The following is a 21,741-nucleotide window of genomic DNA, read 5'->3' on the forward strand; positions in this document are numbered from 1 at the left end:
ATTTTTTTGCTGATAGGGAGATGTCTCTGTATTTGAATGCAAACTTTTTGCGCGGAAAACAACCAATCCGTAACTAGGAGTCGCAAGGATCTCTTTGAACCCAGTTGTTCCCAAAACTTGGGAAGGTGTATCGATTGCGTAATTGCAGACTATTTTTTCAGTAACATGGTGTTGGCTTCGGTAAGATGTTTTTTCATGGCCGCTTTAGCGGATTGTATATCTCTTTTGCGAATCTCTTCCATGATCTGAATATGCTCTCTTAGTGCGATTTTGTATCTGTCGTCAATGACATACATTTCATGTGCAAAATCATTGATCAGATCTGAATAGGAAGACATCAGGTTAATAAGAAGAACGTTTTTGGTCAGTTCCGAAAGCCTCAAATGAAAATTAAAATTAGCTACAGCGGATAGCCCCTTGTCCTGCAGGTTTTTTATGTCGTTGTAAAGTGTCTCAATGTCACTATCGGAGGCCCGTTCAATCACAAGCTGGACGCATAATTCTTCCATGGGTGATCTGAGTTCCAGGGCATCACTGTAGGAGGCTTTTTTAAACAGGTTTTTTAATGAATCGGTATTATCGTTTTGGATGTCGGGCAAGTCCCGAATAAAAGTTCCATAGCCAGGGGTTCTGCGCAGGTAACCTTTGGCGCTGAGAATGGTTAATGCCTCCCTTAACACTCCTCGACTAATTCCGAATTCGGCGGCAAGCTCCGGCTCTGGCGGCAACTTTTCTCCTGCCTTCAACTTGCCGTCATGAAGCATCTGAATGATTTCATTGGCAACTTTTTCGGATAAATTTTCATTTTTGAAAGTTTTAAATTTCAGCGATTTTGTCACATCCCCTCCTGTTTCCGGATATTGTCTTCATCTTGTTTGCCTTACGGGGAGTTGATCCTCTCCGGATTTTATCAGTTATTTTATCTTCTTTAAAAACAGCAGGTTAGAGTCTTTTTGATGGTGTCGGCGGCCCATCTAAGATTACTTGTTTTGTTTCTCAACAATTTGGAAGACCAACCTATTTTTAAGGAAATATAACAGAAAATAGTCATTGACAACAGCCAAACCTTGCCCTAATGTTCGATTGTCAATTTGTTAAACAATTAAACATTTGATGGGATGGCTAAAACAAATGCAGATTTTCAAGACAATTGAATTTTTGAATGCTCCTTGTGGTCCTTTGCAAAACATTAAGGTTTTGGACTTGTCGCGGTTGGTTGCGGGTAACACGTTGACAATGTGCTTGGCTGATTTTGGAGCTGAGGTTCTTAAAGTCGAGCCTGTCAAAGGTGATATTTTGCGGGACTGGAAAGTCGAAGGCATTTCTACCGCTTGGAAAACCTACAGCCGGAACAAAAAAAGTTTGAGTGTTGATTTCCGGGCCAAGGGCGCAACAGATGTCGTACTAAACCTGGTCGAAGGTGCCGATATTTTTGTGGAGAGTTTTCGACCCGGGACTCTTGAAAAAATGGGACTGGCTCCGGAACTCCTTTTAAAAAGAAATCCCAGACTTATTGTTGTGCGCATCTCAGGGTGGGGGCAGGACGGGCCCTATGCGCACCGACCAGGTTTCGGAACCGTGGTTGAAGGGATTTCTGGATTTGCCTCTATGAATGGATTCTCCGATAGAGAGCCAGTTCTTCCACCTATTTATCTTGCAGATATGACCGCAGGCCTTTATGGGGCTTTTGGTGTTATGGCCGCTTTGCGTCATGTCGAGATCGCCGATGGGGCAGGGCAGGTTATCGATTTGCCGCTTTTGGATCCTCTCTTTTCCATCCTTGGTCCTCAGGCGGCCAACTATCGGTTGACAGGCCAGATAAAACCACGAACCGGGAGTCGTTCAACTAACAGTGGCCCTCGCAACGTTTACCGGACGAAAGATGATCGTTGGGTGTCCCTGTCTGCTTCGGCGCAAAGTATGGCGGAAAGATTATTTCGATCAATCGGGAAACCGGAGCTTATTGATGATCCGCGTTTCAAGACCAATGCAGATCGCGTGGCAAATGCGGAGGTTCTTGACGGGATTATTGGTGAATTCATAGGGAATCTGGATCAACAGGAGTGCGTCGAATTTTTTGATAAGGCCTCCGTTACCATCGGTCCTGTCTACGATATTGCCCAGATTGAACAGGATCCTCACTTCCAGGCCCGCAATATAGTTGTCGAGTTGCCAGATTCAGAAATGACCGCGATCCCTGTCCACACGATCACCCCCCGTTTGCTGTCAACCCCGGGTTGTTTTCGCCGTCCCGCTCCCGAACTTGGCGAACATACGCGCGAAGCTCTTGAAGAGGCAGGCTATTCCGCAACGGAAATTAATACCCTGATCAAGGATAAAATCGTCTTTGCCGCCAAGGGGGACCAGTGAGAACCCGCTATTTATTACGCAGCAAGCTATTTGTTCCGGGAAACCGCCCAGACCTGTTTTCCAAGGCGCTGAGGTCTGCTGTTGATGCCGTCTCCTTTGATTTGGAAGATGCCGTTCACCCGTCATTGAAAAGCAGCGCGCGTAAGACTCTTGCTGATTTTATCAAAGGGGATGACGTTAAAAAAACCGACAAGCTGATTATTATCCGGATCAACGATCTGTCCAAACCGGAAGCTCCGGATGATATTAAAGCTGTGGTTTCACCTCGCCTTGATATTGTTAATATCCCTAAGGTTGAATCTTGCGCTGATATTAAAAAAGCGGTGGCGCTTTTACGTCAGGAGGAAGAAGAACAGGGCATGACAAGGCAAATTGCAATCCTCGCTAACATCGAAACACCGAAAGGGTTACGTTGTGCTGCTGAAATTGCATGCGCTGACTCCAGGGTTATGGGGTTGCAGATCGGCTTTGCCGATTTATTTGGAGCTCTGGGGGTTAATCGACAGGATCTTATGGCAACTCATCAGGTGCGGTTGTCAGTTAGAATTGCAGCTGGCGAAGCGGGAATCGATGCTTATGATGCGGCATTTCTCAATATTAAAGATCATGACGCATTACGTGCTGAAGCGCAGATCTCAAAGCAACTTGGTTTCGCCGGCAAGTCTTGTATTCACCCATCCCAGATAGAACCCGTCAATGACGTTTTTATGCCTTCGGATATTGAGATAACGCAGGCCAGGGAACTGCTTGAATATGCCCGGTTGCATGATCAAAGTGGCGAAGGTGTTTTTGTTTTCAACGGCCAGATGATAGATAAGCCTGTGATCGAAGCCGCAGAGAGAATAGTTCAACTGAGCACTATTAACCGTTAACAAAAACAAAGGAGAGAAGAATGAAAAAGGCTCTGACTTTTTGGTTGTTCATGTCCACTATGATGGTCGTTTTCGGACCATCCTCTGCAATCGCTGCAGACAAGTTTCCTGACCGCCCGCTTGAGTTTATCGCCTGTTATGGTCCCGGAGGCGGGCATGACATTATGATGCGGACCATGACAAAAATTCTGCGTGAGGAAGGCATCATTACAACACCGATTAATGTTGTCAATAAACCGGGTGGTGGTGGCGCTGTCGGTATGGGCTATGTCAATAAGCATAAAGGTGACGGCCACTATCTTATGGCGACGACCTCGTCTTTTATTACCACACCCCTAAAATCCGATATCGGCTTGACGTACAAAAATTTCACTCCGATCGCCCGCCTGGGGTTCGACCCGGAAGTGATTCTGGTAAATACTGAGAAAAATTTTAACTCGCTGGATGACGTTCTGAAAAGTAAAGAGGTTCTCAACGTTGGCGGTTCAGGGCAGGGAAGCCTTGAACATATCATGACGGTGCAACTTGGAAAGGCCGTTAATAAAAAGTTGAACTATATTCCTTTCCAGGGGGATGGCCAAGTTGTTGCGGCTTTGATGGGTAATCAGGTTGACATGATCGTTTCCAACCCCGGTTCCGCTGTTGATTTCATCAAAGCTGGTAAATTCAAGGCATTAGGGATCAGTTCTGAAAAACGTCTTGAACTGATGCCGGACGTCCCAACCTTGACCGAACTTGGTTATCCTTTAGTTCTGGGTCTGTTCCGTGGTGTTGCCGCTCCTGGCGATATCTCCAAAGAGGCTGCTGATTTTTATAAAGAGGCGTTGCGTAAAATGGTGAAAACCGATGCCTGGAGAATCGACTATCTGGAAAAGAATAAAGTTTTGCCTGCTTATCTTGAGGGCGATGACTATGGCAAATATCTTGATTTTATGAATGGGACCTATCACGACACTCTGGTCGAAGTCGGAATTCTTAAAAAATAACACAAGCAGAGCGTGGGGCCGGTTGTGCCGATCCCACGCTCTGTTCTGCTTTATCTTTTGATACCGGATCCGGCAGAGCAGAGTGTTTGTTTGGTTGATTATCGGCTTGAGAATGACAATGCCGATCCTGAATATTCCTCCAAAACGGAATAGCTGAAGGGACATTTATGAAACTGGCAGAGCGTGCTTTTCTCGTCTGCATGGCACTTTTTTCTGTGGTCATCATCTGGAAAAGCCAAGAATTGTCCATGGGATCCGAATATACAATCGGCCCGGGTTTTTTCCCAAAAGTTGCGTCAATATTAATGCTGGCCACAATCATTACCATGTTTGCAAAAACTTTTTTTGGGGATAGCGGAACAAAGAAAAAGTTTTTTGCTGATAAAAAACTGGCGTTAAAAGCTTTGTATTTTTTTATAGCCTTGACCCTTACGGTTGTCGCCATTTCATTTATCGGCATGTTCCCGGCGATCCTTTTATTCATGATTTTCAGCTTCATATTCACTGAAAACAACAGTTTTAAATCTTCAATTCTTGTCGCTATTCTCGTGGCCGTTATCGTTTTCTGTATTTTTAAAATCTGGCTCGGTGTACCTCTGCCGGGATTTAATCTGTCGGGGATCTGATTATGCTTGAAGCTCTACATGGTTTAAGTTCCGGTATGGTGGATGTTTTTACCACCTACAACATGCTGGTTATCCTGGCGGGATCGCTGTTCGGTACCATTGTCGGGGCATTGCCCGGACTGGGGCCGTCAGCCGGAATCGCCCTGATGCTGCCACTGTCTTTTGGTATGCCTGTTTCCAGCGCTCTTTGCCTGATTTCGGGCGTGTACATGGGGACGATGTATGGAGGACGCATTACCTCCATTCTGATTAACACGCCCGGCGACGCTCCTGCAATTATTACTGCGCTTGAGGGCTACCCTTTAACGAAAAATGGCCGGGCGGGAATTGCCTTGGGAATTTCTGCCTTTAGTTCCTTTATCGGGGGTTTTTTCGGCCTTGCTGTCCTGGTGTTTTTTTCTCCCATAGTGACACGCCTGGCCATTAATTTCGGTGCCCCTGAATATTTCATGCTGATGATTATGGGCCTGAGCACGATTGTATTACTTGCCGGCGATTCGGTTCTCAAGTCGATTATGGCTGCACTGTTCGGCATTGTTGTCGGCTGTTTCGGAAGTGACTACGTGTCCGGGACGGTGCGTTTTGCTTTTACGCCGGAATTGATTGAAGGTGTTGATTTTGTTGCGATGATCATGGGCCTTTATGGCATTGGTGAAGTTTTGATTAATGTTGAAGGGGCGGTGCGCATCAAACTGGGCAAACCAACTTTCAAGCTGAACGATTTTATCCCGAGTCGGCGCGAGATGAAAGAAATCGCCAACCCGACCCTACGCGGATCGATTATCGGTACTCTTGTCGGTATCCTGCCTGGTGCGGGAGGGACTATTGCCACCTTTCTTTCTTACGCCACAGAAAAAAAACTATCCAAAAAGCCCGAAGAATTCGGCCACGGGGCCATCGCCGGACTGGCGAGCCCGGAAGCGGCGAACAATTCTTCCGTTCCCGGCGCCTTGATTCCATTAATTACGTTAGGGATTCCCGGTTCCGGGGGGACAGCTATCATGCTTGGCGCCCTGATCATGTATGGGTTGCAGCCAGGACCATTATTAATGATTCAGTCCGGAGAGGTGGTTTGGACCATGATTGCCGGTCTTATCATCGGCAATTTTATGCTGCTGGCGTCGAATGTTTTGCTGATACCGATTTTTGTTAATATTATCAGGGTGGTTCAGCGGTATCTCTCGGCAATTGTCGCGATTCTTTGTGTCGTAGGGGCCTACTCTCTCAGTTACGGCGAGTTTGATATCTATGTGATGCTGCTTTTCGGGGTCATCGGTTATATTATGAAGAAATTGAATTACCCGACCGCTCCACTGATTTTGTCCGTAGTCCTGGCTCCATTGACAGAAAATTACTTTCGCCAGGCCATGATGTTGTCGCAGGGACACTACTCGATATTTGTGACACGGCCGGTCAGCTTGGGAATTCTGCTCGTATTACTTGGCGTCGTTGTTTTATCCATGTTCAGCAAAAAATTGGGCAATAAACTAAAAAAACAACAAAAAGCAGTTGATTTGAATGAAGAGTAACAGCCTTTCAACCCATTTTAAAATTGAATTATTGGCAGCATGAAAGATTGTTGAACAACAGCCTGCTGATACCCCTGCTTACAAGCCTTTGTAACAGGGGTATTTTTCCACTCGGTCATCACTCAGGGCGGGAGCGTTGCTAAACAGTTACTCCGGAGTTTTTAAATGACAGATCACATTGACAGCCTCTATCCCGATTTATTGCCGGATCATTATCTGCAAAGAGCTGAAAGGCTCGGTGCCGCTCTGCTTTGCGATGGTATGAGAGGTCTGGACATTCCGCAGGAAGGTTGCATGTCTTCTGCAATAAGACCGCTTGACAACAGGATGCAGGTGGTCGGTACTGCGGTCACCGTAGCGACCGCAAACGGAGACAATTTTCCCATTCATATGGCTACTTACACCGGTCGGCCCGGATTTGTCATGGTTATTGACGGACAAGGTTATAGCGAACGGGCATATATCGGCGAGTTGATTATCGGCGCCGCGAAAGCGGTCGGTTTCAAAGGCATTATTATTGATGGCTGTTCGCGGGATCTGCTGGCCTGCATTGAACTGGGGCTGCCGGTCTTTTCGACCGGACTGACGCCGCGCGGACCGGTCAAAAAAGATCCTGGCAAGGTGAATGCGCCTATTGTCTGCTGCGGGGTCCGAGTCAATCCCGGTGATCTGGTGGTTGCTGATGCAGATGGTGTGGCCGTGGTGCCCCGTGACCAAATTGAACAGGTCCTCACTAACGCAGAAGAAAAGCAACAATATGAAACTCAACGCAAAAAAGATATCAGCAGCTACGAAAAGGCTTTTGCTGGGGGAGGGCCTTTGCCTAACCTTGCGCCGCAATGGGTGGTTGATATGTTAGAAAGAAGGCCTCGTTGAATTTTTCTCATTGCACAGCGCCCGCCGTCAGGTCCATTCATTCAGTTGATAGCTTACCATTCACTGCCTGCTTTGCATTTTTTGATGAAGTCTTGACTTGCCTTTGTCTATTTGGCTATATTGCCAAATAGACAAAGGAGCCGATCATGTTTCAGCAACGCAAAAAACATCTCGATGCGCGGGCCAAGGTCCTCAAGGCGATGGCCCATCCCAGTCGACTGTTTATCATTGAAGAGCTGGAAAAAGGGGAGTGCTGCGTCTGTGATCTGACCGAGATGATCGGGGCGGATGTCTCAACCGTGTCCAAGCATCTCTCCGTTCTCAGACAAGCCGGTATCGTTGTCGATGACAAGCGGGGAAATCAAGTTTTTTACAGCTTGCGCGTGCCCTGCATCCTGAATTTTTTCGGTTGTGTCGAATCGGTACTGGAATCGCAGGTCAAAGATCACGCGGCCTCTCTTGCCGGTCTGAACAAGTAGTTTTTTTAACCTGATTCTTGGCTAATCAGCCAAATAGGAAAATATGTGATGAATTGGAAAACCGAATGGAAGCCGTTGTTCTGGATTATCGTGGTCTTTGCAGGCTGCTTTTTCCTGCCGGTGGATGTGCCGCGAGTGCAGGGGGCGATCATGGAATCCCTCTACCTGGTCAAATGGTACGCCCGAGAGCATGTCCTGCTCTGCCTGGTCCCGGCCTTTTTCATCGCTGGCGCCGTGGCGGTGTTCGTCAGCCAGGCAGCGGTGATGAAATACCTGGGACCGACTGCCAATAAACTGCTCGCTTACGGTGTGGCTTCGGTGTCCGGCACCATCCTGGCTGTCTGTTCCTGTACTATTCTGCCCCTGTTCGCCGGGATCTATCGGATGGGTGCCGGGCTGGGTCCGGCCTGCGCCTTTCTCTATTCCGGACCGGCCATCAATATTCTGGCCATTGTCCTGACCGCACGCATTCTCGGACCGGAGATGGGTATCGCCAGGGCCGTCGGCGCGATTGTCTTTGCCGTGGTCATCGGCCTGCTGATGCACTTTTTCTTCCGTCATGAAGAAGCTGAAAAAGCTGCTGCCGCTCCGGTTATGGCCGCGGATGACGACAGTCGTCCGTTGTGGCAGACCGCCCTGTATTTTGCCGCCATGGTTGGTATCCTGGTCTTCGCCAACTGGGGAAAGACCGATCAGCCGAGCGGGCTCTGGCATGATATTTATACCGCCAAGTGGTGGATCACCAGCGGTTTCTCCCTGGCCCTGGCAGTGATGCTCGCAACCTGGTTCAAGGTCGGGACGGCGCGGGTTCTGTTGGCCGCAACTCCAGCCCTGGTCATGGCCGTGCTGGTCCCTCAGCATCCGGAACTGGCCTTTACCTTCGGTGTGATCGGCCTAGCCGTATTAAGTAATCTGGGAAGCACCCGCGATGGTGAGATGGGGCAATGGTTCGAGGAAAGCTGGGATTTCGCCAAAAAAATCCTCCCCTTGTTGCTGATCGGAGTACTGATTGCCGGGGTTCTGCTCGGCCGGCCTGGTCACGAAGGGCTGATCCCCTCGGCCTGGGTGGCTTCGCTGGTCGGCGGGAACTCGCTGTTTGCCAATCTGTTTGCTTCGGTGTTCGGTGCCTTTATGTACTTTGCCACCCTGACCGAAGTACCGATTCTGCAAGGGCTGATGGGAGCCGGCATGGGGAAAGGCCCGGCCCTGGCCCTCTTGCTGGCTGGACCGGCGCTTTCTTTGCCAAATATGCTGGTCATCCGCAGCGTGATGGGAACAAAAAAAACCGTGGTCTTTGTGGTCCTGGTGATGTTGATGGCAACTGCTAGCGGACTGATTTATGGGGCATTTTTCTAACCTTGAGGAGGCAGATTATGAAAAAAATTCAAATTCTCGGCACCGGTTGTGCCAAATGTCAGAAACTGGCGGACAACGCCAAGCAGGCGGCAGAGAATCTCGGTCTTGATTACGATATGGAGAAGGTGACCGATCTGAATCAAATCATGGGTTTTGGTGTCATGACCACGCCGGGACTAGTTGTTGATGGCAAGGTTGTGATCACCGGCAAGGTTCCCAGCCCGGCAGATATTGAAAAGCTGCTCGGCTGAGATCGCGTCGACTCTGCTCTTTCTTCACCGCAGTCCTGCCGGGTTCGATCCGGCGGGACTGCTCAGGTTGTCTTCTTCAGCTTTCGCCACAGGGTTGACCGGCTGATGCCGAGGATCCTGGCAGCTTCCGCATGTTTTCCCCTGGTCAGAGCCAACGCCTGCCTGATTTCTTCCATCTCGTCCTGACGGATTTGCGCCTGGATTTCATTCTCTTCATGCAGGTCTTCCAGGTGTTGCTGGACCATTTCGGTATCGATCGTTGAGCCCTTCAGGGTGGCCAGGATTCGTTCAATGATGTTTTGCAGTTCGCGGACATTGCCGGGCCAGCGCTGGCGGGTTAATTCCTGCAGGGCGGCGCTGGAAAATTGCAGTTTCCGATTCATCTTTTCCGCATGTCGGGCCAGAAAAAAATGAGCCAGGGGGGCGATGTCCTCGCTGCGTTCTCGCAATGGATAGAGCCTGAGCTGGAGGACGTTTAAGCGATAGTAGAGATCGGCCCTGAATTTGTTTTCGTTGACCAGGCTCTTCAGTGCCCGGTTGGTGGCGGCCACAATCCGGACATCCACCGGGGTGACCCGGTCGCTACCTAAGCGCATGACCTTTTTTTCCTGCAGAACCCGGAGCAGTTTCCCCTGGGTCCGATATTCCATTTCCGCAATCTCATCCAGAAACAGAGTTCCGCCGTGAGCGATCTCAAACAGCCCGGCTTTCCCTTTCTGGCTGGCTCCGGTAAAAGCTCCGCCAACATAACCAAACAGCTCACTTTCCAGGATCTGGGCGGGGAGGGCAGCGCAGTTCAGGGCGACAAAGGGACCCTGGCTGCGGCTACTGGCGTTATGAATGCTCTGCGCGAAGATCTCTTTGCCGGTACCGGTCTCGCCCTGAATCAGAATCGCCGCATCGGTGCCGGCAAAGTCCCTGGCCAGGGCAATGGATTTCTGCATCCGGGCGCTGTTGCCGATAATATCCGCAAAGCGGTGGCCGGCCACATGGCCGGTGGCAAACAAGCGGCGGCGGACCCGTGCTTCCAGCTGTTGCAGCTTGGTCGCGTCCTGAAAGGTGACGACCGCACCGACCACCTGTTTATTGACCCGGATGGGCACCTTGTTGCAGACCACATGCTCATTGTTCACGGTGAGCAGGTGGCCGAGATCTTCCCGGCCGGAATTGAGCACCCGGTCAAGGGCGAGCTCAGGCCAGATGCTGTCGATGGGCATGCCCACGGCCTCTGTCGCGGTGCGCTGGGTGACCTTTTCGGCAACCGGGTTGAAGATGGTGATCCGTCCCTCGGCATTCACCGAAACCACCCCGTCATAGGCATAATCGAGGACGGCGCGGAACAGGTTCCCCTTGGCTTTCTCCAACTGCCTGGCAAAGGCGATGTTTTTCGCCTCCTGGGCGGCTTGAATGATGTTTTCAGGACTGTTCTCAATGAGGGCAAAAGGGATGCCGAGCCGGGCCGCGACCCGCCCCATCACCGCACCGCCGACGATGATGTCGGCACTGTCGGCCACCGCCTCAAGGATCTTTGCTTCAACCTTTTCTTCGTCTTCGAGGGGGTAAAAACGGATCGCTGCGCCGAGCAGCGTACCGAGCTGGTCAAGGCCGAGGATCATCGGTGCAAAGGCCACCACCCCGATCCGGTGGCCGTGAAATTTGGCTTTTTCTATGGTCTGAAAAATGTCCAGAACCGTAAAGGGCATTTCCACGATGGATGCTTCCAGCCCGGCCTGCTTCATGAGCGCAGCGGTCTTGCCACGGCTGATGAAAACCTCAAATCCCTCTTTGCTCAGGCGCTCGGCCAGGCGGACGCCGTCTTCCAGCAGGCCGATATCAATATGGATGTCCTGATGCTGGGCCTGGAAAACCAGGCGGGTCTGTTCGAACAGCCTTTGATCCGGAAGTATGCAGGCAATCTTTGACATGGCGGCTCCTGGTGAAACGGGTTGGAACGTTGTGAAACAATATTGCAACAATGGGCAGTTTTTTTCAATGCAACAATTGTAAACACCCTGATTTTACGATGATTGTTCTCGTTGGCATGAATATCGCTATTTTTAATGAATCGGTAAGCGATCAGGATTTGATCTGGCAGATTGTTCTGTTGTGATGCCGGGAGCAGGCCTGGCCTGTCCCTTGACTTCATTTTTCGAGGCTGTTTCAGCACCCCAACCCTAAAAGGAGGAAATGGCATGAAAAGAAGGAATATCTGTGCATTACTACTGATATTGGCTGTTGTCCTGGCTTTGCCGCTGGCGGTCGCCGCGGAGACCTTTCCCAGTAAACCGCTGACCTACATTGTCTGCTTCAATCCCGGTGGTGAGTCCGATTTAACCGCCCGGATTCAGGAAGCACCGCTGAAGAAGTATTTCGGTCAGGACGTGATTGTCTCCTACAAAATCGGCGGGGGCGGTTCGGTCGGCTGGTCCGAACTGATTCAGAGCAAGCCCGACGGCTACACCATCGCCGGCGACAACCTGCCGCATATCATCCTGCAACCGCTGACCCGTGGCAACGCCGGTTATGAGACCCTGGATCTGCAGCAGGTCTACATGTTTGAAAGCACCCCCAATATCCTGGTGGTCCGTCAGGATAGTGAGTTCAAAACCCTCCAAGATCTCCTCGATTACGCCAAGGAGCACCCCGGTGTGGTTACGGCGGGCGGCAGCGGCAGCAGCTCGGCCAACGAACTCGGTGTGATCATGCTCAACAAAGCTGCCGGAGTGAAATTGACCTACATCCCGTTTTCCGGCTCCGGTGCAGCGACTCCGGCCCTGCTTGGCGGCCATGTCGGCGCGTTGATGACCTACTCGACCATGGCGATCCGCTATAAGGATAAATTCCGTCCCCTGGCCATCATGTCCGATAAACGGATGTCGGTGCTGGCTGACGTGCCGACTTTTAAAGAGCTCGGCTATGACCTGGTTGAAGGTGCCTATCGCGGCGTTGCCGCCCCTCCCGGAACTCCCGACGATCGGATTAAATATCTGGCCGATACCTTTGACAAGGTCATGAAGGACCCGGAAGTGGTCAAAAAAATGGATGAAAACGGCTTCAAGATCGAAGCCATGGGCCCGCAGGAAGCGACTGATTTCGTGAAGAAAAAGATGGCTGAATACAAAGTTCTGATGGCGGAAATGGGACTGATCAAGAAGTAATTCCCTCTGTTTGTCCCAGCCGGTTCGGGAGGGCGTCGCTGTTCAGGCGCCGTTCCGAACCGGCTCCTTCTGAACCAACCATCTTTACGCGGGAGCTTGCTCAGTGTTCAATCATATTCTTATGGGCCTGACCCATGTGTTTTCCCTGGAAAACCTGCTGCTGGTGCTGGCCGGGACCGTAGCCGGGATGATTGTCGGTTCCCTCCCGGGGCTGACCGCAACCATGGCTGTGGCGCTGCTGGTCCCGTTCACCTACACCATGAGCCCGGTGGCCGGACTGGTGACGCTGGGGGCGATCTATATGGGCTGCATCTATGGCGGCTGCTTCAGCGCAATCCTGATCAACACGCCGGGAACGCCGAGCTCCATCGGCACGACTTTTGACGGTTATCCCCTGGCCAAACAGGGGCGGGGCGAAGAAGCGATCGTCGCGGCTACTCTCGCTTCTGCAGTCGGGGGGCTGGTCGGGGTCATTGCGCTGATCTTTCTCAGTCCGCCGCTGGCAGAAATAGCTCTGCGCTTCGGTCCGGCCGAATATTTCTGGGTCGGGGTGTTCGGCCTGACGATTATCTCCAGCCTGGCGGCAGGGTCCTTTTTAAAGGGGATGACCGGTGCCGGGCTGGGAGTGCTGATCTCCACCATTGGCATTGCCCCCATCGGCGGCGATGTCCGCTTCACCTTTGATATTCCGGCCATGCAGGGAGGCCTGAACCTGATCGTTATGCTGATCGGGCTGTTCTGCGTGCCAGAGCTGCTGACCCTGGCCTTGAACGGGGTCAAGAATCATCAGGCTCTGGAGTTCAAAAAACAAAAAGGTGTGCTGGGCGATACGGTCCGCAAGGTTCTTTCCAAACCCGGCAACCTGATCCGTTCTTCCATCATCGGCACGGTGGTCGGGATCCTGCCCGGGGCCGGCGGCAATATCGCCAACCTGGTGGCTTATAACGAAGCGCGCCGGGCCTCCAAGCACCCGGAAAAATTCGGCACCGGGATTATTGACGGAGTCGTCGCGACCGAGGCTGCCAACAACGCGGTGGTCGGCGGTGGCATGATTCCGCTGGTCACCCTCGGCATCCCTGGCGCACCACCTGACGCCATCATCTACGGCGTGTTGATGCTGCAGGGGTTGCGACCCGGGCCGGAGCTGTTTACGGAACGCGCGGACATTACTTATACCTTCATGCTCGCCGTCGGCCTTTCCGCCATCGTGATGATTCCGGTCGGCCTCTACGGTGGACGCCTGCTGAGCCGCTTTGTCGCCACCCTGTCGCCGAAATACCTGATTCCCGGCATCGGGATTCTCACCATCGTCGGCTCCTATGCCATTCGCAACAATTATACCGATGTCCTGTTGATGCTGATTTTCGGGGTGATCGGTTTCGGCCTGCGCTATCTCGGTTTCCATGGTGCGCCCATTGTCCTCGGCCTGATCCTGGGACCGATCATGGAAGAAGGGCTGGTGCAGAGTTACCTGATGGGGCAGGGTAATGCCTGGCCCTATGTCACCCTGTTTACCAGTCCGCTGTCCTGGGTCCTGATCGCGTTTTGCCTGATGTCCTTCTTCTGGCCGTACCTGGGTCATATCAAACGTTTCCTGCGCCGACCGACCGGCCGCAAAGTGCCTTTCGACACCGACAAGGAGGAGTAGCCCATGAGTGCCAAAGCCAGGGACCTGCTCGGGTCCATCCTGATCTTTATCTTTGTCGCCGTACTCTGGTCGGAACGCAACTACATGACGCCCTTCGGGGGGATCTTCCCCGATGTGGTGATGGGCTGTCTGTTTCTGCTGGTGGCAATCACCTTTATTCTCTCGTTCACGCCGTATCGAACCATCAAGGATGGTGACGGGGCCAGCGCGGAAAAGGGAAAAAAGCACTGGCGGGAAATGATCGTGGTGGCGGTTATTCTGCTGGCCTGGGCGACTTTGCTTCGCTACCTGGGATTTGCCCTGACCGGGGTGGTCGGTTTCGGCAGTATCACCTGGTATTTAAGTGAGCGGCGCACCTCGCTCCGCTGCATCCTGAGTGCCGTTATCATCGCCCTGGCCATGACCTATTTGCTGGTCTTTGTCTTTGAATATCTGTTGAAGGTTCCTTTGCCTCCGGGGCGGATTTTCGGTTGAGGCGAGACCGGTTGACAGTTGCTTGAACTCTCTTCAGGGAAAGGGTTTGGACATGAATGTTTTTCAGATCGCCGCAATCCCCGGTGACGGAATCGGCAAGGAAACAGTGGCCGCCGGCCGCGAAGTGCTGGATACTCTTTGTGAGGTCCACGGCGGGTTGCGCCTGGAATATCTCGATCTCGACTGGAGCTGCGAATACTACCTGAAACACGGCCGGATGATGCCGGAAAACGGGCTGGATACCCTGCGCTCCTGTGCTTCCATATATCTTGGCGCGGTGGGCTTCCCCGGCGTTCCCGACCATGTCTCCCTGTGGGGGCTGCTGCTGCCGATCCGCCGAACCTTCCAGCAGTACATCAACCTGCGCCCGGTCAAGCTGCTGCCCGGGGTGCGCACGCCGCTGGCTGATAAGAAGCCGGAGGATATCGATTTCCTGGTGGTGCGCGAGAACAACGAAGGGGAATACTCCAACATGGGCGGGCGGCTCTATCCGGGAACAGCCCAGGAAGTGGTGGTCCAGAATACCGTCTTTACCCGTTTCGGGGTCGAAAGGGTTATTCGTTACGCTTTTGAATTGGCGCGCAAAACCGGTCGGGGCAAGGTTTCTTCAGCCACCAAGTCGAACGGGATCAACTTTACCATGCCGTTCTGGGACGAGGTCTTTAAAGAAGTCAGCTTGGAATACCCGGAGATCACCACGAATCAATTTCATATCGATGCCCTTTGCGCCCGCTTTGTTACCCATCCACAGGATTTTGACGTGGTGGTGGGGAGCAATCTGTTCGGGGATATCCTGACCGACCTCGGCCCGGCCATCGCCGGCAGTATCGGCGTGGCGCCATCGGCCAATATCAATCCGCAAAAGGAATATCCGTCCATGTTCGAACCGGTCCACGGCTCGGCCCCGGATATCGCCGGCAAGGGGATTGCCAACCCCATGGGGCAGATCTGGTGCGGGGCGATGATGCTCGATCATCTCGGCTATGCCGAGGGGGGCGAGCTGGTGATGCAGGCCTTGACCGATACGCTGGCGGCCGGGACCACTACGGCGGATATCGGCGGCAACGCCAATACCCGTCAAGTGACCGACGCGGTTTGCGAGCGGATCAAGGCGCTGGCCGGAGCTGCCCGCAACTGATTGAGCCTGCGCCATGCACGCGCTGGAAAAAATTCTCGCCCGGGCTGCGGCAAAAAATCGGGTCAGGGCGGGTGAAAAAGTCACCTGCCGGATCGATGTGGCCGGAATCAGCGATCATGACCCGCAGACGGTGCGTTCCTTTTACGCCATGGGTGGCAAGCGGGTTGCTGCGGCTGGCAACATTCTGCTGTTCTTCGATCATTACACGCCTGCTGCGACCCTGAGCCAGGCTGAAGATCAACGGCTGTTGCGCAACTTCTGCCATGACCAGGAGATCGCCCAGCTCATGGATATCGATCGCGGCATCTCTCATCAGGTGCTGGCCGATCAGGGGCTGAGCCGACCCGGCGAGCTGGTGATCATGACCGATGCCCATGCCTCCACCCATGGCGCTCTCGGTGCTTTTGGCTGCGGCGTGCCAGCTGGTGAGATGGCAACGGTTCTGTTGACCGGCGAGTTGGATGTGCAAGTCCCGGAAGTGCTGCGGGTCAACCTGGCCGGTGAATTGCCCGGCGGAGTGTTTGCCGAAGATATCATCCGTCAGCTCAGGACCCAACTGGGAGCAGAGGTCGCCGTGGGTCGGGCAGTGGAATTTGCCGGGCCGTTGCTCAATCGGCTGCCGGTCTCGCAACGTATGACCCTGTGCAATATGGTGATTGAAATGGGCGCCCTGACCGGCTATGTCCAGCCGGACGAGTTGACCTTTGACTATCTGCGTGAAAAAGGTGTCGAACAATTCCGCCCCATGTGCAGCGACGCCGACTATGGCTATGCCGCGGAGTTCAGTTTCGATGTCAGCGGCTTCAGGCCACAGCTGGCGGTTGTGCACAGCGAATGCCAGGCCTTGCCGCTGGAGCAGCTGGTCGGCCGGCGCATTGATCAGGCCTACCTGGGAACCTGCAGCGGCGGCCGGGTCGAGGATATGGCCGTGGCCGCGGATATCCTGTCCGGCTGCAAGATCCATCCGCGGGTCCGCCTGTTGGTGGTGCCGGCCTCCAAGGATGTTTTACTGGAAACTATGGCCCTTGGCCATCTGCAGACCCTGATCCAGGCCGGGGCAACCCTGATCACGCCCGGCTGTGCCGCTTGTGGCGGGAGCCGGCAGGGGCTGCTGGCCGCGGGGGAAACCTGTATCGCTTCGGCCAACCACAGTTTTTTCGGTCAGCTGGGGACTCCGCGGACGGAAATCTTTCTGGCCTCCCCGGCCGCCGTCGCTGCGGCAGCCCGGGCCGGGGAAATCATCGACCCGGCCGTGTTTCTTAATCCATGCAACTGATAGCTTGTTACTTGGTCCCCGGAAGGGAAGGAAAGGGTTTGCTTGATGAAGATTGTCGAACTGAAAGAGGTCACCAAACCGATTGCATCGCCGATACGCAATGCCTATATCGATTTCAGTAAAATGACCCTGAGTCTGGTGGCCGTGGTCACCGACGTTATGCGCAACGGCAAGCCGGTGGTCGGCTTCGGTTTCAATTCCAACGGGCGCTACGGCCAGGGCAGCCTGATCCGCGAGCGCTTTCGGCCCCGCCTGCTGGAGGCGGACCCCGCAACCTTGTTGGATTCGGAGCGTGACAACCTCGATCCGCAGCGGATCTGGACCTGTCTGATGAGCAATGAAAAACCGGGCGGGCACGGCGAACGCTCGGTGGCGGTCGGCACCATCGACATGGCGGTCTGGGATGCCGTGGCCAAGATTGAGGAAAAACCGCTCTTTCAGCTGCTTGCCGAGCGTTACGGGGACGGCCAGCCGCAGCGTAAGGTCTTTGTCTATGCGGCTGGCGGCTATTATTATCCGGGTAAGGATCACCGCGCCCTGCAGGACGAGATGCAGAGCTACCTCGACCGCGGCTATACAGTGGTCAAAATGAAGATCGGCGGGGCAACCCTGGCCGAAGACCTGGCCCGCATCGAAGCGGTCCTCAAGATTCTGGGTCCGGGGCAGCGCCTGGCCGTCGATGCCAACGGCCGCTTCGATCTGCCTACCGCCATTGACTATGCCAAAGCACTGTCGGCCTACAACCTGTTCTGGTACGAAGAGCCCGGCGACCCTCTGGATTATGAGCTACAGGCCAATCTGGCCAATCATTATTCCGCCAGCATGGCCACCGGGGAAAACCTCTTCTCCATGCAGGATGCCCGTAATCTGATCCGCTATGGTGGGATGCGCCCTGACCGCGACTGGCTGCAGTTCGACTGTGCCCTCAGCTACGGGCTGGTCGAATATCTGCGTACCCTGGCAATGCTCAAGGAGTACGGCTGGTCGGCGCAGCGCTGTATTCCTCATGGCGGGCATCAGATGTCACTCAATATCGCCGCCGGGCTGGGCCTGGGCGGCAACGAATCCTATCCCGATCTGTTCCAGCCTTATGGTGGGTTTCCCGACGGTGTCGCCGTGGTGGACGGCCATATCCTCATGCCCGATCTGCCGGGAATCGGTTTTGAAGGGAAGGCGGATCTTTACCGGGAGATGCAGCGACTGGTCTAACCGAGGCTTGCCAAGCCTTGGGAATGAAAATGACGAATCGGCACATCCTTAACCCGATCCAGAAGGAGTCATAACATGCAGCATGAACAGGCCGTAGCGGCCATGACCGATATTATGGCGAAGTTCACCGACTATGTCGGCAAGCATTTGCCCGATGATATCCTTGCCAAACTACGCCAGTTGCGCGCGGAAGAAGACAGCCCCCTGGCCAAGGTGGTCTACGATTCGATGTTCGAGAACCTGGCCAAGGCCGAAGAGCTGAATCGTCCCAGCTGCCAGGATACCGGGGTTATTCAGTTTTTTATTAAGGCCGGGGCCGACTTTCCACTGCTCTCCGAGGTCCGACCGGTGCTCGATGAAGCGGTGCGCACCGCCACCCGTACCGCGCCCCTGCGTCACAACGCGGTGCAGATTTTTGAAGAAAAGAACACCGGCAACAATACCGGTGAGCGCATCCCCTGGATCGACTGGGAGATCCTGCCCAACCAGGCCGATATCACCATCGAGGTCTATATGGCCGGCGGCGGCTGCAGCCTGCCCGGCCAGGGCAAGACCCTGATGCCGGCGGCCGGCTATGAAGGGGTGACCCAGTTCGTGTTCGATGTCATGACCTCCTACGGGGTGAACGCCTGTCCACCTTTGTTGGTCGGAATCGGTATCGGCGGGTCCATCGATGTGGCCGCCAACCTCTCCAAAAAAGCCCTGTTCCGGCCCATCGGTTCGCGTCATGCCGATCCGCGCGGGGCGGAAATGGAGCTGTTGATCGAAAAAGGGCTCAATGAGATCGGCCTGGGTCCGCAGGGGCTCTCCGGCAAAAATTCGGTCATGGGGGTGCACATCGAAACCGCGGCCCGCCATCCGTCCACCATCAGCGTGGCCATCAACGTCGGTTGCTGGGCGCATCGGCGCGGGACCATTCATATCAAGGAAGACCTGAGCTATGAAATTCTGTCGCATAAGGGGGTGACGCTGTGAAGAAAATTCTCACCACACCGATTCGGAATGAAGATATTGAGCAGCTGAGCGCCGGCGACATTGTTTTCCTGGACGGCTACCTGGTGACCTGCCGGGATATGGGGCACCGCCGCCTGATTGATCTGGGCCGGAAACTGCCGGTCGAACTGGACGGCATGGCGATCCTCCATGCCGGACCGATCGTGGCCAAGGATGGTGAGGGCTGGAAAATGATCTCCATCGGTCCGACCACCAGCATGCGCATGGAAGTGCATGAAAAAGAGTTCATCCGCCAGACCGGCGTCAAGCTGATCATCGGCAAAGGGGGGATGGGCCCGGAAACCGTGGCCGGCTGCGCGGAGTACAAGGCGGTACATGCCGTGTTCCCCGGCGGTTGTGCGGTCCTCGCGGCCAGCGAGGTGGAAAAGATCGAACGGGTCGAATGGCTCGATCTGGGCATGCCCGAAGCCCTCTGGGTGTCCCGGGTCAAGAACTTCGGACCCTTGATCATCTCCATCGACACCAAAGGGAACAATCTGTTCGAAATGAACAAAGCCCGGTTCAATGAGAAAAAAGTGCCGATTGTGGAGGAGATTTCCAAACAGGTGCGTTTTATCAAGTAGCTGTTCAGAAATCCGGGCCGCGTTCTGTTTGCCCGGATCTTTGCGGATAAGGCTTGCCAGTCACCCCGTCATGAGCGGGGTGACTGGCAATTTTTTTAGCGATTTTTTACCGTATGCTACCTGCTGAAGTTATGGCAATCCGCGCAGGTGGCGCCTTTTTCATTGACGTGTTTGTTATGGTGGGCCTGGTATTCTTCCCAATCACCATAGCGCCATTCCGCTGCCTTGGAGCTGCTGTGGCAGGCCAGGGAACAGGTGGATTGCGGTTTTTTAGGAGCATAGCCGAGCTCGCCCTGCAGGTCCAGTTCGCTGGTCCTCAGGTGGCAGTTGGTGCAGTTGAGGGCCTGGCTCTTGGGGCTGACCTGGTGATTCAGGGCCTGGAAGGTGTCGGTGGTGACCCACTCATAGGCATCGGCTGAACTGTAGCCCATGTTGACCAGACCGGCCCGCGCTGCGGCATCGGCGTCGGCGCTGGCAAAGAAGACACTGGTATCAAGGGGGATCAGCTCCTGGCTGGCCGTGCGCATGGGGTAGTCCGAAATCTTGTACTTGAACGGGTAAAGCTTGCCGTCATTGATGGTGCCGGCCGGACGCGAGGTCGGATAAGCGCCGGTGGCCGGATCGATGCCGGTAATTTCGCCAAGCATGTAGTTCTCGCTCAGGCCATTCCAGAAGCGGTAGACAGGTTTGAGGTTGTTGGCCTTGACCACCACCGGATGGAAGGGCGGGGCCGCATGTTCGGTGCCCTGTTGCCAGTGGCGTTCGGTCTCGGTGGCTTCGGTGCTGGCGGTATCGGCGGCGTTTTTACCGTAGACCGGAATATGGCAGGTCTGGCAGGCGATCTTGGCCGTATGCCGATTCAGGGTCGAGTTGGAGTGCGGCGTGGAGCGGTGGCAGTTGCTGCAGCTGACCGGGACATCCAGGTCGGTGGCGCGCAGGTCGGAACCGCGCCCGGCAATCCGATGGTTTTCCACCTGGTGGCAGCTCTGGCAACTGAGGTTCGCGCCGCTGGTGGCCATGTGGACATCATAGGTGCGATCCGTGGTATTGGCGGAAGCCAGGGCCAGATCGCCACGCTTGAGGGCATCTCCGCCCCCGGCCTTGGCGTGACAATTCAGGCAGTTCTCCCGTTGCGGCAAATGGACGGTCTGTACCGCCTCGTCCATGCTGATGCTCATATTGGCGGTATCCGGGACCATGACGCCGTTGACCTTGACCCGGCGGTACTCTTTCTGATGACAGAGCAGACAGTCGATGTTAGCCAGTTGCTCCGGCGACTGCACGGTTTCTGGAACCAGTCCGCGACCAGTATGACAGGCGGAACAGCCACCCCAGTTGCCGCTGATATTGCCGCAATAGGAATTGACCGCACCGGCGATTTTTCCCTGTTTTTCCGGACCGAAGGTCATGTAGGGGGTGTCGCCCTGCCATTGGTAGTGCAGGGAGTTGAACATCTCGGCCGCTTCAACCTGATGACAGCTCAGGCAAAGGTCGGGACCGCTATAGGTCAGACCGGCATGGCCGGTGGTCGGTGGCGGAGTTGAACCGGTGGGATCAGTGGGTGTTGGCGGCTCGGTAGGTGCCGGTGGCTCAGTCGGATCGGTTGGTTCTGTCGGCGGTGGTGTGATGGTGCAGCCGTCATCCGGCACGCCGTCGCAATTCTGGTCGATGTTGTCGCCGCAGATTTCCGGTGCGCCGGGGAAGATCCGCGGATCCCTGTCGTTGCAGTCGACCCGTCTGCTGAAGCCGTCATGATCGCGATCAGGCGGGGCCGCGGTTGCGGTAAGGACTCCGGCAAGGAACAAAAAACACAGTAATACACCGATTTTACCTGCTCTTTTCATTTGTTGATCTCCTTTTCATTTAATTTCACCCGGAGCACATCTGCATTGCAGCAGGGTGGATTGCGCTGCCTG

The 21,741-nt window shown here is 54.3% G+C and carries 20 protein-coding genes; 17 read left to right on the plus strand and 3 right to left on the minus strand.

Annotated elements, in window-relative coordinates:
• Positions 1–149: 149 nt before the first annotated feature.
• Positions 150–839, minus strand: coding sequence for a FadR/GntR family transcriptional regulator (locus tag N909_RS0120670; protein ID WP_029918018.1), 690 nt, complete (start codon positions 837–839; stop codon positions 150–152).
• A gap of 292 nt (positions 840–1,131) precedes the next feature.
• Here N909_RS0120670 and N909_RS0120675 point away from each other — a divergent pair, with 292 nt between their 5' ends.
• The 9 genes from N909_RS0120675 (at position 1,132) to N909_RS0120720 (ending at position 9,345) form a co-directional block, all read left to right on the plus strand.
• Entirely contained in the window at positions 1,132–2,370 is a 1,239-nt protein-coding gene (locus N909_RS0120675) for a CaiB/BaiF CoA transferase family protein (RefSeq protein WP_051689992.1), read from the plus strand.
• Complete coding sequence (locus N909_RS0120680; RefSeq protein ID WP_029918020.1) at positions 2,367–3,242, plus strand: HpcH/HpaI aldolase/citrate lyase family protein; 876 nt, start codon at positions 2,367–2,369, stop codon at positions 3,240–3,242. The genes N909_RS0120675 and N909_RS0120680 overlap by 4 nt, the downstream gene beginning before the upstream one ends.
• Positions 3,243–3,262: 20 nt before the next feature.
• Positions 3,263–4,228, plus strand: a complete 966-nt coding sequence (locus N909_RS0120685; protein ID WP_029918021.1) for a tripartite tricarboxylate transporter substrate binding protein — start codon at positions 3,263–3,265, stop codon at positions 4,226–4,228.
• A gap of 167 nt (positions 4,229–4,395) precedes the next feature.
• A complete protein-coding gene (locus tag N909_RS0120695) occupies positions 4,396–4,854 on the plus strand; it encodes a tripartite tricarboxylate transporter TctB family protein (protein ID WP_029918022.1) in 459 nt (152 codons plus the stop codon).
• Between the two features lie 2 nt (positions 4,855–4,856).
• A complete protein-coding gene (locus N909_RS0120700; RefSeq protein WP_051689993.1) occupies positions 4,857–6,383 on the plus strand; it encodes a tripartite tricarboxylate transporter permease in 1,527 nt (508 codons plus the stop codon).
• 165 nt (positions 6,384–6,548) lie between these two features.
• Positions 6,549–7,259, plus strand: a complete 711-nt coding sequence (locus tag N909_RS0120705) for an RraA family protein (RefSeq protein ID WP_029918024.1) — start codon at positions 6,549–6,551, stop codon at positions 7,257–7,259.
• A gap of 146 nt (positions 7,260–7,405) precedes the next feature.
• Positions 7,406–7,738: an ArsR/SmtB family transcription factor gene (locus tag N909_RS0120710; RefSeq protein WP_036684196.1), complete on the plus strand. Its 333-nt coding sequence runs from the start codon at positions 7,406–7,408 to the stop codon at positions 7,736–7,738.
• 48 nt (positions 7,739–7,786) lie between these two features.
• The gene (locus N909_RS0120715; RefSeq protein ID WP_029918026.1) at positions 7,787–9,094 is read left to right on the plus strand and encodes a permease; all 1,308 of its coding nucleotides are present in this window, start codon (positions 7,787–7,789) and stop codon (positions 9,092–9,094) included.
• Positions 9,095–9,111: 17 nt separating this feature from the next.
• Positions 9,112–9,345 carry a thioredoxin family protein gene (locus N909_RS0120720; RefSeq protein ID WP_029918027.1) on the plus strand — a complete coding sequence of 78 codons (234 nt, stop codon included), beginning with the start codon at positions 9,112–9,114 and terminating at the stop codon, positions 9,343–9,345.
• 62 nt (positions 9,346–9,407) lie between these two features.
• Here N909_RS0120720 and N909_RS0120725 read toward each other — a convergent pair whose 3' ends face one another.
• Positions 9,408–11,270, minus strand: a complete 1,863-nt coding sequence (locus N909_RS0120725; RefSeq protein ID WP_029918028.1) for a sigma-54-dependent Fis family transcriptional regulator — start codon at positions 11,268–11,270, stop codon at positions 9,408–9,410.
• Between the two features lie 267 nt (positions 11,271–11,537).
• On the opposite strand from N909_RS0120725, the gene N909_RS0120735 reads away from it, so the two are divergent.
• From N909_RS0120735 to ttdB, 8 genes are all read left to right on the plus strand, one after another.
• A complete protein-coding gene (locus N909_RS0120735; RefSeq protein ID WP_029918029.1) occupies positions 11,538–12,503 on the plus strand; it encodes a Bug family tripartite tricarboxylate transporter substrate binding protein in 966 nt (321 codons plus the stop codon).
• Between the two features lie 103 nt (positions 12,504–12,606).
• On the plus strand, positions 12,607–14,151 hold the full coding sequence (locus N909_RS0120740) for a tripartite tricarboxylate transporter permease (protein ID WP_211254006.1): 1,545 nt from the start codon (positions 12,607–12,609) through the stop codon (positions 14,149–14,151).
• Positions 14,152–14,154: 3 nt separating this feature from the next.
• On the plus strand, positions 14,155–14,625 hold the full coding sequence (locus N909_RS0120745) for a tripartite tricarboxylate transporter TctB family protein (RefSeq protein ID WP_029918031.1): 471 nt from the start codon (positions 14,155–14,157) through the stop codon (positions 14,623–14,625).
• 52 nt (positions 14,626–14,677) lie between these two features.
• Entirely contained in the window at positions 14,678–15,763 is a 1,086-nt protein-coding gene (locus tag N909_RS0120750; protein WP_029918032.1) for a tartrate dehydrogenase, read from the plus strand.
• A gap of 13 nt (positions 15,764–15,776) precedes the next feature.
• Positions 15,777–17,039 (plus strand): aconitase/3-isopropylmalate dehydratase large subunit family protein, encoded by a 1,263-nt coding sequence (locus N909_RS0120755; protein ID WP_029918033.1) that lies wholly within the window; start codon positions 15,777–15,779, stop codon positions 17,037–17,039.
• A 45-nt stretch (positions 17,040–17,084) separates the two neighbouring features.
• Entirely contained in the window at positions 17,085–18,248 is a 1,164-nt protein-coding gene (locus tag N909_RS0120760; RefSeq protein ID WP_029918034.1) for a mandelate racemase/muconate lactonizing enzyme family protein, read from the plus strand.
• Positions 18,249–18,323: 75 nt separating this feature from the next.
• Positions 18,324–19,223: a L(+)-tartrate dehydratase subunit alpha gene (gene ttdA / locus N909_RS0120765; protein ID WP_029918035.1), complete on the plus strand. Its 900-nt coding sequence runs from the start codon at positions 18,324–18,326 to the stop codon at positions 19,221–19,223.
• Positions 19,220–19,825, plus strand: coding sequence for a L(+)-tartrate dehydratase subunit beta (ttdB, locus tag N909_RS0120770; RefSeq protein WP_029918036.1), 606 nt, complete (start codon positions 19,220–19,222; stop codon positions 19,823–19,825). The genes ttdA and ttdB overlap by 4 nt, the downstream gene beginning before the upstream one ends.
• A gap of 116 nt (positions 19,826–19,941) precedes the next feature.
• On the opposite strand, the gene N909_RS0120775 is transcribed toward ttdB, so the two are convergent.
• Complete coding sequence (locus N909_RS0120775; protein ID WP_051689994.1) at positions 19,942–21,669, minus strand: MopE-related protein; 1,728 nt, start codon at positions 21,667–21,669, stop codon at positions 19,942–19,944.
• Between the last annotated feature and the right edge of the window lie 72 nt (positions 21,670–21,741).

Origin of the sequence: Pelobacter seleniigenes DSM 18267 (assembly GCF_000711225.1) — a bacterium.
In the GTDB taxonomy this organism is placed as follows: Bacteria; Desulfobacterota; Desulfuromonadia; order Desulfuromonadales; family Geopsychrobacteraceae; genus Seleniibacterium; species Seleniibacterium seleniigenes.

What these genes read in the sequence shown, in the direction of transcription:
- N909_RS0120675 (WP_051689992.1), top strand. Translation starts at nt 1,132, where the DNA reads ATGCAGATTTTCAAGACAATTGAATTTTTGAATGCTCCTTGTGGTCCT.
- N909_RS0120685 (WP_029918021.1), top strand. Translation starts at nt 3,263, where the DNA reads ATGAAAAAGGCTCTGACTTTTTGGTTGTTCATGTCCACTATGATGGTC.
- N909_RS0120695 (WP_029918022.1), top strand. Translation starts at nt 4,396, where the DNA reads ATGAAACTGGCAGAGCGTGCTTTTCTCGTCTGCATGGCACTTTTTTCT.
- N909_RS0120700 (WP_051689993.1), top strand. Translation starts at nt 4,857, where the DNA reads ATGCTTGAAGCTCTACATGGTTTAAGTTCCGGTATGGTGGATGTTTTT.
- N909_RS0120705 (WP_029918024.1), top strand. Translation starts at nt 6,549, where the DNA reads ATGACAGATCACATTGACAGCCTCTATCCCGATTTATTGCCGGATCAT.
- N909_RS0120710 (WP_036684196.1), top strand. Translation starts at nt 7,406, where the DNA reads ATGTTTCAGCAACGCAAAAAACATCTCGATGCGCGGGCCAAGGTCCTC.
- N909_RS0120715 (WP_029918026.1), top strand. Translation starts at nt 7,787, where the DNA reads ATGAATTGGAAAACCGAATGGAAGCCGTTGTTCTGGATTATCGTGGTC.
- N909_RS0120720 (WP_029918027.1), top strand. Translation starts at nt 9,112, where the DNA reads ATGAAAAAAATTCAAATTCTCGGCACCGGTTGTGCCAAATGTCAGAAA.
- N909_RS0120725 (WP_029918028.1), bottom strand. Translation starts at nt 11,270, where the DNA reads ATGTCAAAGATTGCCTGCATACTTCCGGATCAAAGGCTGTTCGAACAG.
- N909_RS0120735 (WP_029918029.1), top strand. Translation starts at nt 11,538, where the DNA reads ATGAAAAGAAGGAATATCTGTGCATTACTACTGATATTGGCTGTTGTC.
- N909_RS0120745 (WP_029918031.1), top strand. Translation starts at nt 14,155, where the DNA reads ATGAGTGCCAAAGCCAGGGACCTGCTCGGGTCCATCCTGATCTTTATC.
- N909_RS0120750 (WP_029918032.1), top strand. Translation starts at nt 14,678, where the DNA reads ATGAATGTTTTTCAGATCGCCGCAATCCCCGGTGACGGAATCGGCAAG.
- N909_RS0120755 (WP_029918033.1), top strand. Translation starts at nt 15,777, where the DNA reads ATGCACGCGCTGGAAAAAATTCTCGCCCGGGCTGCGGCAAAAAATCGG.
- N909_RS0120760 (WP_029918034.1), top strand. Translation starts at nt 17,085, where the DNA reads ATGAAGATTGTCGAACTGAAAGAGGTCACCAAACCGATTGCATCGCCG.
- ttdA (WP_029918035.1), top strand. Translation starts at nt 18,324, where the DNA reads ATGCAGCATGAACAGGCCGTAGCGGCCATGACCGATATTATGGCGAAG.
- N909_RS0120775 (WP_051689994.1), bottom strand. Translation starts at nt 21,669, where the DNA reads ATGAAAAGAGCAGGTAAAATCGGTGTATTACTGTGTTTTTTGTTCCTT.